Raw genomic sequence first — 10606 nt, forward strand, 5'->3', positions numbered from 1 at the left:
TTCGTCCTGCCCCGTCGTGCCGGGCTCACGCGGCCCCTACTGCCTGCTCGACGGCGGCGAGGGCATCGCCGATGGCGGCGGGGTTGGCCCCGCCTCCCTGGGCGAGGTCGTCCTTGCCGCCGCCGCCTCCGCCGAGCGCCTTGGCGGCCAGGCCGACGAGTGCGCCCGCCTTGAGGCCGCGGTCGCGCGCGCCCTGGGTGACGGCGATGACGACGACGGGACGGTCCTTCGGCACGCCGGCGACCATCACGACCGCGGGGCGCGCCATGAGCCGGCCGCGGATGTCGACGGCCAGCTTGCGCAGGTCGTCGGCGCCGGTGCCGTCGGGGGCGCGGTGCCCCACGAACGCGGTGCCGCCCACGTCCTTGGCGCCGTCGGCGAGGGACCCGGCGATCGCGAGGACCTGCTGGGAGCGGAGCTTCTCCAGCTCCTTCTCCGCGTCGCGCAGCCGGGTGACCACGCCGGAGATGCGCTCGGGCAGCTCCTCCTTGCGGGTCTTCATCTGCTCGGCGAGCTGCGCCACGAGGACGCTCTCGCGGGCCAGGAACCGGAACGCGTCGATGCCGACCAGCGCCTCGACGCGGCGGACGCCGGCGCCGATGGACGACTCGCCCAGCACCTTGACCAGGCCGAGCTGGCCGCTGCGGGCGACGTGGGTACCGCCGCACAGCTCGCGGGAGTAGTCGCCGACCTCGACCACCCGGACCTCGTCGCCGTACTTCTCGCCGAACAGCGCGAGCGCGCCCATCGCGCGGGCCTCGTCGATCGAGGTGTGGAAGGCGCGCACGTCCAGGTCGCCGACCAGGACCTCGTTGACCTCGTCCTCGACGTCCCGCAGCACGCTCGCGGGGACGGCGCCGGACGCGGTGAAGTCGAACCGGAACCGGCCGGGCGAGTTCTCCGACCCGGCCTGCGCGGCGGACTCGCCGAGCGCGCGGCGGAACCCGGCGTGCACCATGTGGGTCGCGGTGTGCGAGCGGGAGATCGCCCGGCGGCGCTCCACGTCGACCTCGGCGTAGGCGGTGTCGCCGGCCTGCGCCTCGCCGCTGCGGACCCGGCCGCGGTGCACGATGAGCCCGGCGAGGGGCGCCTGCACGTCCGTCACCTCGACGACGGCGCCGTTGCCGAACCGGATCACGCCGTGGTCGGCGAGCTGGCCGCCGCCCTCGGCGTAGAACGGGGTGCGGTCGAGGACGACCTCGACCTCGGTGCCCTCCCCGGCGGCGGGCGCGTTGGCGCCGTTCACCAGCAGCCCGACGAGGCGGGCGTCGCCGGCGAGGCTGCCGTAGCCGGTGAAGTCGACCCTGCCGCCGGCGCCGGTGAGCAGCTCGTCGAGGACGGAGACGTCGAGGTTGCCGGTCTTCTTGTCGCGGGCGTCCTTCTTGGCGCGGTCCCGCTGCTCCTTCATGAGCCGGCGGAAGCCGTCCTCGTCCACCTGGAGGCCCTGCTCGGACGCCATTTCCAGGGTGAGGTCGATCGGGAAGCCGTAGGTGTCGTGCAGCTTGAACGCCTGCTCGCCCGCCAGGGTCGCGCCGCCGGAGCGCTTGGTGTCCGCGACGGCGGTGTCGAAGATCGCCGTGCCGGTGCGCAGCGTCTGGAGGAAGGAGTCCTCCTCGGCGTCGATGACCGTGTGGATGTTCGCGGCGGTGCGCACCAGCTCGGGGTACTGCTCGCCCATCGCATTGATCGCGACGGCGGTCAGCTCGTGCATGAGGCCGGCGTCCTGCCCGCCGAGCAGGCGCAGGTTGCGGATGGAGCGGCGCAGGATGCGGCGCAGCACGTAGCCGCGGCCCTCGTTGCCGGGGCGGATGCCGTCGGCGACCATCATCGTCCCGCTGCGGACGTGGTCGGCGACGACGCGCAGCGACACGTCGGCCCGGTGCTCGCGGCCGTAGGCGGTGCCGGTCAGCCCGGCGGCGCGGTCGAGGACCCGCCAGAGGGTGTCGGTCTCGTAGATGTTGTCGACGCCCTGCAGGATCGCCGCCATGCGCTCCAGGCCCATGCCGGTGTCGATGTTCTTGGCCGGCAGGTCGCCGAGGATCGGGAAGTCGGTCTTGCTCTCGCCGGGGCCCCGCTCGAACTGCATGAAGACGAGGTTCCAGACCTCCAGGTACCGGTCCTCGTCGGCGACCGGGCCGCCCTCGCGGCCGTACTCGGGGCCGCGGTCGTAGTAGATCTCCGAGCAGGGGCCGCACGGGCCGGGGACGCCCATCGACCAGAAGTTGTCCTCCATGCCGCGCCGCTGGATGCGGTCGAGGGGGACGCCGACCTTGTCGTGCCAGATGTTCAGGGCCTCGTCGTCGTCGTGGAAGACGGTGACCCACAGCTTGTCCTCGGGGAACCCGAAGCCGCCGTCGGCCCGCGGCCGGGTCAGCAGCTCCCAGGCGAACGGGATCGCCTGCTCCTTGAAGTAGTCGCCGATGGAGAAGTTGCCCAGCATCTGGAAGAAGGTGGCGTGCCGGGTGGTCTTGCCGACCTCCTCGATGTCGGGGGTGCGCACGCATTTCTGGGCGCTCGTCATCCGCTGGGACGGCGGGGTGCGCTGGCCGAGGAAGTACGGCTTGAACGGGACCATGCCGGCGTTGACCAGCAGCAGGGTCGGGTCCTCGGCGACCAGGCTGGCCGAGGGCACCACCGTGTGCCCGCGCTCCTCGAAGAATCCGAGGAAGCGGCGTGCGACCTCTGCCGACTCCATATCAGTGGCCATCCTTGTCGTTCTCGATGATCGTGTATCTCGCCTTGAGCACGCGGCGGGACGGCGGTCCCCCGCCGTCCGGCGGAGCCTGGTCCATGCGGACGGCCTCGCGCAGCTCCTCCTCGCGGGCCCGCATCTCGGTACGGACGTCGGAGGCGAAAAGCCTCAACCGCTCGCCGGCGCCCTGCCCGGTCGACACGGCCCGCGCCGCGACGCTCTCGGGCGACAGGGCGCGCGTGAACCGCTCCACGCGCCGCTTGACGCGGTGCGTGGCGTAGACGCCGGCGCCCGCGCCGACCGAGAGCCAGAACAGCCGCCTCATCTGCGCCCCTTACCCGAGGAGCGGGCCTGCAGTTCCGGGCGGCCGGACGCGGCGCGCCCCTCGCCGTCGCGGCCGCCGAGGGCCTTGCGGACGCCGTAGGAGAAGGCGGCGGCCTTCACCAGCGGCCCGCCGACCACCGAGGTCATCACGGTGGTGACGGCCGAGACGTTCTGCGTGACGCCCGCGACCTGCTTGGTGATGACGTCGGTGCGGCCGAGCTGCTCGTTCGCGCGCTTCACCGTCCGGGCCATGTCGTCCATCAGCGGGCCGGCCTGGTCGCCGATGTCGTGCACGAGCTCGCTGGCCTCGCCGAGCAGCCGGGAGAGCTTCAGCAGGGTGAGCGCGATGAACGAGACCAGCACCGCCCAGAACACCGCCACGATGAGGGCTGCTAGCTGTCCACCAGTGAGCATCAGGGCTTTCCGTTCGCGTGGGGTCGGCACGGGGCCGGGCATGGCCTGACAGACCTTACCGGTCCACCAGGCCCCATGGCGGGAGCACCGGCCGGGGAAGATCGATCAACGCCGGTCGGCGGTGCCGCGCAGCACGGAGCGGATCCGCGCGAGGACCTCGGTGAACCGCGCCTCGGCGCCGTGCCTGGTGGGGCGATAGTACTCCCGCCCGTCCACGGCGTCGGGCGCGTACTGCTGCCGGACCACGCCGCCGGGGTGGTCGTGGGCGTACTTGTAGCCCTGCCCGTGCCCGATCTTCGCGGCGCCCTTGTAGTGCGCGTCGCGCAGGTGCCCGGGGACGGGCCCGGCGAGGCCCTTGCGGACGTCGCCGAGCGCGCCGTCCACCGCCCTGATCACGGCGTTGGACTTCGGCGCCAGGGAGAGATGGATCACGGCCTGGGCGAGGTTGATGCGGGCCTCGGGCAGGCCGACGAACTCCACCGCCTGGGCGGCGGCGACCGCGGTCTGCAGCGCGGTCGGGTCGGCCATGCCGACGTCCTCGCTGGCGTGCACGATCAGCCGCCGGGCGATGAACCGGGCGTCCTCGCCCGCCTCGATCATGCGGGCCAGGTAGTGCAGCGCCGCGTCGACGTCGCTGCCGCGGATGCTCTTGATGAACGCGCTGATGACGTCGTAGTGCTGGTCGCCCTCGCGGTCGTAGCGGACGGCGGCCCGGTCGACGGCCTTCTCCAGTACGTCGACGTCGATGGTCGCGCCCTCGTCGACGACGAGCGCGGCGGCCTCCAGGTAGGTGAGGGTGCGGCGGGCGTCGCCGCCGGCCAGCCGGACGAGGTGGTCCTCGGCGGCGGGGTCGAGGGCGACCGCGCCGTCCAGTCCGCGCTCCTCGGTGAGGGCGCGGCGGATCACCTCGCGCAGGTCGTCCTCGCCGAGCGGCTCCAGGGTGAGCAGCAGCGAGCGCGACAGCAGCGGGCTGATGACGGAGAAGAACGGGTTCTCGGTGGTGGCGCCGATGAAGGACACCCAGCGGTTCTCCACCGCGGGCAGCAGGGCGTCCTGCTGGGCCTTGTTGAAGCGATGCACCTCGTCGACGAACAGGACCGTCTGGCGCCCCGTCATGCCGAGCTCCCGGCGCGCCAGGTCGATCTCGGCGCGGACGCGCTTGACGCCGTCGCTGACCGCGGAGATCTCCACGAAGCGGCGGGAGGTGACATGGCTGACGACGGTGGCCAGGGTCGTCTTGCCGGTTCCCGGCGGGCCCCACAGCACGAGCGACATCGGCACGTCCCGGTCGACGAGCTGCCTGATCGGCGTGCCGGCGCCGAGCAGGTGGCCCTGCCCGACGACCTCGTCCAGGGAGCGGGGGCGCATGCGGACGGCGAGCGGCTGCTCCGCGCCGCCCCGGGCGGGCGCCGCCGGCGGCTCCGACCGCGCGTCCGCCGGGACCGCGTCGCCCCCGTCCCGCTCCGGAGCGTCGAAGAGGCCCTCCGGCTCGCCCGATTCCGTCCTGCTGGTCACGCTCCGACACTATCTCGCGGCTCGGACGGTCCCGGACGTCCGCGGCGGGGGGCCGCGCGGGAGCACGGCGGGCGGGAACCCGGACGGCGGCCGCGGCGTTGGAACAGCCCGGAAGGCGCGATCAGGAGAGTGACGGTGTCCGCTACGGCCCCACGACCGCGCCACGGGCCGGCAGGTCTGCTCGTGGCGCTGTTCGTCGTGGGCGGCCTGGTGTTCAGCTACGGGCTGGGCCACGCGCCGCCGCCGCGGATCTGCACCCAGCACGCCGTGAGCGTTCCCGTCGGCGCCCCCTGGGCCCTCACGGGCCACGGTGACGCGGGTGCCGGGGCATCGGCGCTCCAGGGCTCTCACAGCCCTGCGCAGGGCGCTGCGTCCCTCTCTCCGGTGAAGGCTCCGGCTCACGTTCCCATGAACGCGTGCCTGTGCCTGGCCGTCCTGTTCACCCTCGTCCTGCTGGCCCTGGCCGCCGGCCTGCGCAGGCCCCTCTCCCGCCTGCCCGCCCGTTTCGGCTGGACGCTCTCCCCGCCGTCCGGCGCCGGGCTCGTCCTCGCGTTCTCGCCCTCCCTCCAGGTTCTCCGGCTGTAGACGGACCGGCCCCACGGCCGTTTCGCGCGCCCGCATCGCCCTTCTGCCGATGCGGCGCCGCCTCCTGTCCGTACCGACCTACAGCACCCCTGAGAGGACACCCGCATGTCCAAGAGCGCCCGCAACAAGAACGCGCGCGGCAACACCGCCACGAAGAACGGCGCCACGAAGAACAGCGCCAGGAAGAGCCCTCCCAAGAACGCGCTGACCCAGCGCGAGGTCCCGTGGGGAGGCATCGCGTTCTTCACCGTGATCGGCCTGGTGGCGGTCGTCGCCATCGGCTTCGCGTTCATGCAGACCAGGTCGTCCGCCGACGAGTCCCTGCCCGGCCTGGTGACGAAGGACGGCCTCGGCCGCGGCCACGTCGGCGGCGCCGTCAAGTACGACACCGATCCGCCGATGGGCGGCGACCACAACCCCGTCTGGCAGAACTGCGACGGCCGCGTCTACGGCGCGCCGCTGCGGAACGAGCACGCCGTCCACTCGCTGGAGCACGGCGCCGTCTGGGTCACCTACCGCCCCGGCCTCGCCGCGGACCAGCTCGAAGCGCTCAAGGGCAAGGTCGGCGCCACCGACTACACGATGCTCAGCCCCTACCCGGCCCAGGGCTCGCCCATCACGCTCACCGCCTGGGGCCGGCAGGTCCGGGTCCAGAAGGCCGACGACCCGCGCGTGGACCGGTTCCTGCGGTCCTTCGTGAAGGGGCCGCAGACCCCCGAGCCGGGCGCGGCCTGCTCCGGCGGCAAGGACACCCCGTGAGCACCGCCCCCGCGGCGCCGCGGGGGCGGCGCGCCACCGTCGTCCTCGCGGTCCTGGTGCTGCTCGCCGGCGCCGTCCTGGTCGCGCTCGCCGTCTCCCGCTCGGAACGGCCCGGCACGGACGGTCCCGAGGCCGGGTTCGCCCGCGACATGAGCGCTCACCACGCCCAGGCGGTGCAGATGTCGTTCATCGTCAGGGACCGCACGGACGATCCCGAGACGCGGCTGCTGGCCTACGACATCATCAACACCCAGTCCGCCCAGATCGGCATGATGACGGCCTGGCTGGACGAGTGGGACCTGCCGAAGACCGATCCGTCCGGCCGCATGCGCTGGATGTCCGGTCACGGCGGCCGCCACGGCGGCGGCGCGGCCGCGATGCCGGGCATGGCGCCGCGCGGCCGGCTCGCCGACCTGGAGAAGGCCTCCGGCCGGGCCGCCGAGGTGCTGTTCCTGCAACTGATGATCGCCCACCATCGCGGCGGCGTCGGGATGGCGCGGGCGGTGCTGGAGCGCACCGGGCACGAGAGGGTGCGGCGGCTGGCCCGCACGATGGTCGAAGGGCAGCAGGCGGAGATCACGCAGATGAACGCGATGCTCCGGCAGCGCGGGGCCGCCGCCGTGTGATCGGGCGACCGCCGGCTTCGCCATAGCGCTTGACAGCGCCGTCGGATCGCGGGTCACTGACCACCATGGCTCACAACCTCAGCGGCTACCACCGGGCCCTCGACCTCTTCGAGGGCCTGGTGGCCGGCGTCCCCCGCGACGGGTGGGACGCGCCGTCGCCCTGCGCGGGGTGGACCGCCCGGGACGTCGCCGGGCACGTGACCGGCGGCCAGTTCCTGGTCCGGGCGCTTGCCACGGGAGAGCCCGAGCCGGACGTCAACTCCGGCCCGGCGCGCTTCGTCCCGGGCGACGTCCTGATGAGCTGGCGGGCCGCCCGCAAGGAGTGCGCGGCGTCCCTCACCCCGGACGCGCTGGACCGTCCCATCCCGTTCGGCGGGCTGGGCGAGCTGCCCCTGGGCGACTTCCTGGAGGGGTACATCCTGGAGCCGCTGGTGCACGCCTGGGACCTGGCGCGGGCGACGGGCCAGCCGGCCCGCCTGGACCCCGACCTCGTCCACCACGCGTTCGCCACCGCCCAGGTGGTCGCCGCCTCGCTCCGGGCCGAGGGCCACCTGGCCCCGCCCCTGCCCGCCCCGCGAGGCGCGGACGAGCAGACGCGCATGCTCGCCTTCCTGGGGCGCACGGCCTAGAGAGCGGGAGAGCGGCCCAGCGGCGGAGAGGACGGCTCGGAGGTCAGGAGAACTCGGCGAGGGTGCGCTCGGCCTCTTCCAGCCAGGCGCGGCGGGCGCTGAGGGCCTCCTCGGCCTCCTTGACGTCCTTCGCGCGGCCGGCCTCGCGGGCCTTGCCGAGCCGCTTCTCCAGCTGCTCGATGGAGCTGCGCAGCTGGTTGACGGTGGCCTCGGCGCGGGCGCGGGCCTCGGGGTTGGTGCGGCGCCACTCGTTCTCCTCGGCGGAGCGGACGGCCTCCTCGATCTTGCGGAGCCGCCCCTCCAGCCGGTCGCGCTGGTCGCGCGGCACCATCCCGGCGGCCTCCCAGCGCTCCTGGATCGCGCGCAGTGCCTGCCGGGCCTGCCGGACGTCGCGCACCGGGAGCAGCCGCTCCGCCTCGGCGAGGATCTTCTCCTTCTCCTCGGCGTGCTCGCGGAACTCGGCGTCGCGCTCGGCGAACGCGGCGCTGCGGGCCTGGAAGAAGGTGTCCTGGGCGCCCTTGAAGCGGGCCCACAGGTCCTCCTCGACGTCCCGCGAGGCGCGCCCGGCCAGCTTCCAGCGGCGCATCAGGTCGCGGTACGCGGCGGCCGTCTCGCCCCAGTCGGTGGAACCCGACATCGCCTCGGCCTCGGCGACCAGGCGCTCCTTGTCCCGCCGGGCCTCCTCGCGCTGGTCGTCGAGGGTCGCGAAGTAGGCCTTGCGGCGCTTGGTGAAGGCGTTGCGCGCGGACGACAGCCGCTTCCACAGCGCGGTCTCGGTGGGCCGGTCGATGCGGTCGGCGGCCTTCCACTCCTCGACCAGCTGGCGCAGGCGCTCGCCGCCGTTCTTCCAGTGCGTCTCCTCGACCGCGATCCGCTCGGCCTCGGCGACGATGCGCTCCTTGACCTCGCGCGCCTCGTGCCGGTGCTGCTCGCGCTGGGCCTTGACCTCCTCGCGGCGCCGCCCGACCTGCTCGGACAGGCCGTCGAGGCGGCGCAGGAGGGCGTCGAGGTCGCCGACGGCGTGCGCCTCGGCGACGGCCTCGCGGAGCCGGTCGATGCTCTGCTGGGCCTGGGCCGGCTGCAGGTCGGTGGTGCGGACCCGCTGCTCCAGCAGGCCGATCTCGGTGACCAGAGCGTCGTACTTGCGCTTGAAGTAGGCCAGGGCCTCTTCGGGCGCGCCGGCCTGCCAGGACCCGACGACCCGCTCGCCGTCGGCCGTCTTGACATAGACGGTGCCGTCCTCGTCCACCCGGCCCCAGGGATCGGTCGCGCTGGACACCCTTGCCTCCTGAATCGCGGGTCCGGACGCGCTCACGGCGGCCGGACCCTCCACACCTTAGTATCCCGTTCGCCTATTTCCCGGCGATCGTGACGTCCTGGATCTCTACCTTCTTCTTGGGCGCGCCGTCGCCCTTCGGGTCCGAGCCCGCGGCGGCGATCTTCTTCAGCACGTCCAGCCCCTTGGTGATCTTTCCGAAGACCGTGTAGTCCGGCGGGAGCTGCGAGTCCTTGTAGACCATGAAGAACTGGCTGCCGTTGGAGTCCGGCAGGCTGCTGTGCGCCATGGCGAGCGTGCCCTCGGTGTACGTGGCGCCCTCGGTGTTCTCGTTGGCGAACTGGTAGCCCGGCCCGCCGGTGCCCTTCGCGGTCGGGTCGCCGCACTGCAGGACGTTCAGGCCGCCGCTCGTCATACGGTGGCACGTGGTCTTGTCGAAGAAGTTCTTCTGCGCCAGGTACGCGAACGAGTTCACCGTGCACGGCGCCTTGCTGCCGTACAGCTGCATCTCCACGTCGCCCTGGTTGGTCTTCATCGTCGTCTGCACGACGTCCGAGTAGGCGGGCTTGCCCGGAGGGGTGCCGATGCCCTGGGGCGCGCCGTCCTGCTTGGCCGCCTTGTAGGTGCACTTGGGCCCCGCCGCCGTGGACTTGTCGTCCTTGCTGAGCACCATGAACGCGGCGCCGCCCACCACGATGACCGCCACCACCGCCGCGGCGGTGATGATCTTGAGTCGGCGCGCCCGCGCCGCCTCCTGCGCCTGCCGCTGCTGCTGGCGCTCGTAGCGCTGCCGCGCGAGCTGCTTCTTGCGGTCCTTCGCCGCCACGTGCCTCGCCTCTCCGGTGTGATCAGGTGAACGTGCAGCGCATAGTAGCGGTACCCGGCAGTAAAAGCGCCTCCGCGTTCAGGGAGCGCCTCCCGCCCGCCCGCGCCCCGGCGGGTCGGGCCCGCGACACGTCGGCCGCCCTATCTCGTTCGCGGTGGCCATGGCCGCGCCGGTACCCTCGAACACGCCCACAGGGATGGTTCTAAGGAAGGACGACCGTGCTCGTCGCCGGGTTCCCCGCTGGATCGTTCGCCGCGAACTGCTACGTCGTGGCGCCCGCCGCGGGTGAGGAGTGCGTGATCATCGACCCCGGCCAGGACGCCGAGGCCGGGATCGAGGGGATCCTGCGCGAGCATCGGCTGAAGCCGGTCGCGGTGCTGCTGACGCACGGCCATCTCGACCACGTCTGGTCGGTGGCCCCGGTCTGCGGCGCCAAGGACGTCCCGGCCTACGTCCATCCCGACGACCGCGACCTGCTGACCGACCCCGCCAAGGGCCTGTCGCTGGGCCCCGGGCAGCAGCTGTTCGGCGGCCTGGAGCTCTCCGAGCCCGACGACGTGCGCGAACTGGCCGACGGGGCGGTGCTGGAGCTGGCGGGGATGAGCTTCACCGTCGACCACGCACCGGGCCATACGCCCGGGTCGGTGACGTTCCGTACGCCGAAGACGCAGGAGGTCCCGGACGTGATGTTCACCGGGGACCTGCTGTTCGCCGGCTCCATCGGGCGCACCGACCTGCCGGGCGGGTCGTACGAGCAGATCCTCGCCAGCCTGTCCCGGGTGTGCCTCACCATGCCCGACGAGACGGCCGTCCTGCCCGGGCACGGCGACCAGACCACAATCGGCCGCGAGCGCGCGACCAATCCGTTCCTGAGCGAGCTTTCGCCGGGGGGTCCAGGGGGGTCGTCCCCCCTGGGGAACCGGGCGGTCCCCGCGGACGGACCTGACAAGGGATTCTGAC

The 10606-nt window shown here is 73.0% G+C and carries 11 protein-coding genes; 5 read left to right on the top strand and 6 right to left on the bottom strand.

The window, feature by feature from the left end; genetic code table 11:
• Positions 1-25: 25 nt before the first annotated feature.
• From alaS to ABWI07_RS28170, 4 genes are all read right to left on the bottom strand, one after another.
• Positions 26-2695: an alanine--tRNA ligase gene (alaS, locus tag ABWI07_RS28155; RefSeq protein WP_353820299.1), complete on the bottom strand. Its 2670-nt coding sequence runs from the start codon at positions 2693-2695 to the stop codon at positions 26-28.
• Between the two features lies 1 nt (position 2696).
• Positions 2697-3017: a hypothetical protein gene (locus ABWI07_RS28160; protein ID WP_149264757.1), complete on the bottom strand. Its 321-nt coding sequence runs from the start codon at positions 3015-3017 to the stop codon at positions 2697-2699.
• Positions 3014-3430, bottom strand: coding sequence for a DUF948 domain-containing protein (locus ABWI07_RS28165; RefSeq protein ID WP_149264756.1), 417 nt, complete (start codon positions 3428-3430; stop codon positions 3014-3016). The genes ABWI07_RS28160 and ABWI07_RS28165 overlap by 4 nt, the downstream gene beginning before the upstream one ends.
• A 105-nt stretch (positions 3431-3535) precedes the next feature.
• The gene (locus ABWI07_RS28170) at positions 3536-4798 is read right to left on the bottom strand and encodes a replication-associated recombination protein A (protein WP_200842443.1); all 1263 of its coding nucleotides are present in this window, start codon (positions 4796-4798) and stop codon (positions 3536-3538) included.
• 282 nt (positions 4799-5080) lie between these two features.
• On the opposite strand from ABWI07_RS28170, the gene ABWI07_RS28175 reads away from it, so the two are divergent.
• The 4 genes from ABWI07_RS28175 to ABWI07_RS28190 all read left to right on the top strand — a co-directional run bounded on the left by ABWI07_RS28175 (position 5081) and on the right by ABWI07_RS28190 (position 7544).
• Positions 5081-5530, top strand: coding sequence for a hypothetical protein (locus tag ABWI07_RS28175; protein ID WP_353820300.1), 450 nt, complete (start codon positions 5081-5083; stop codon positions 5528-5530).
• Between the two features lie 105 nt (positions 5531-5635).
• On the top strand, positions 5636-6289 hold the full coding sequence (locus ABWI07_RS28180; RefSeq protein ID WP_353820301.1) for a thioredoxin-like domain-containing protein: 654 nt from the start codon (positions 5636-5638) through the stop codon (positions 6287-6289).
• Positions 6286-6915 (top strand): DUF305 domain-containing protein, encoded by a 630-nt coding sequence (locus ABWI07_RS28185; RefSeq protein ID WP_353820302.1) that lies wholly within the window; start codon positions 6286-6288, stop codon positions 6913-6915. Before ABWI07_RS28180 ends, ABWI07_RS28185 begins: the two co-directional genes overlap by 4 nt.
• Positions 6916-6980: 65 nt before the next feature.
• Positions 6981-7544 carry a TIGR03086 family metal-binding protein gene (locus tag ABWI07_RS28190; protein ID WP_149264751.1) on the top strand — a complete coding sequence of 188 codons (564 nt, stop codon included), beginning with the start codon at positions 6981-6983 and terminating at the stop codon, positions 7542-7544.
• 43 nt (positions 7545-7587) lie between these two features.
• Here ABWI07_RS28190 and ABWI07_RS28195 read toward each other — a convergent pair whose 3' ends face one another.
• Positions 7588-8823, bottom strand: a complete 1236-nt coding sequence (locus ABWI07_RS28195) for a DUF349 domain-containing protein (protein WP_149264750.1) — start codon at positions 8821-8823, stop codon at positions 7588-7590.
• A gap of 73 nt (positions 8824-8896) precedes the next feature.
• The gene (locus ABWI07_RS28200; protein ID WP_149264749.1) at positions 8897-9646 is read right to left on the bottom strand and encodes a peptidylprolyl isomerase; all 750 of its coding nucleotides are present in this window, start codon (positions 9644-9646) and stop codon (positions 8897-8899) included.
• Positions 9647-9864: 218 nt separating this feature from the next.
• Here ABWI07_RS28200 and ABWI07_RS28205 point away from each other — a divergent pair, with 218 nt between their 5' ends.
• The gene (locus ABWI07_RS28205) at positions 9865-10605 is read left to right on the top strand and encodes an MBL fold metallo-hydrolase (RefSeq protein ID WP_353820303.1); all 741 of its coding nucleotides are present in this window, start codon (positions 9865-9867) and stop codon (positions 10603-10605) included.
• The last annotated feature ends 1 nt before the right edge of the window (position 10606 follow it).

Origin of the sequence: Actinomadura sp. NPDC000600 (genome assembly GCF_040492135.1) — a bacterium.
Taxonomy (GTDB): Bacteria; Actinomycetota; Actinomycetes; order Streptosporangiales; family Streptosporangiaceae; genus Spirillospora.

Bases quoted from the DNA above. Each gene is read 5' to 3' on its own strand.
- ABWI07_RS28180 (WP_353820301.1), top strand. From the start codon at position 5,636: ATGTCCAAGAGCGCCCGCAACAAGAACGCGCGCGGCAACACCGCCACG.
- alaS (WP_353820299.1), bottom strand. From the start codon at position 2,695: ATGGAGTCGGCAGAGGTCGCACGCCGCTTCCTCGGATTCTTCGAGGAG.
- ABWI07_RS28160 (WP_149264757.1), bottom strand. From the start codon at position 3,017: ATGAGGCGGCTGTTCTGGCTCTCGGTCGGCGCGGGCGCCGGCGTCTAC.
- ABWI07_RS28165 (WP_149264756.1), bottom strand. From the start codon at position 3,430: ATGCTCACTGGTGGACAGCTAGCAGCCCTCATCGTGGCGGTGTTCTGG.
- ABWI07_RS28190 (WP_149264751.1), top strand. From the start codon at position 6,981: ATGGCTCACAACCTCAGCGGCTACCACCGGGCCCTCGACCTCTTCGAG.
- ABWI07_RS28170 (WP_200842443.1), bottom strand. From the start codon at position 4,798: ATGCGCCCCCGCTCCCTGGACGAGGTCGTCGGGCAGGGCCACCTGCTC.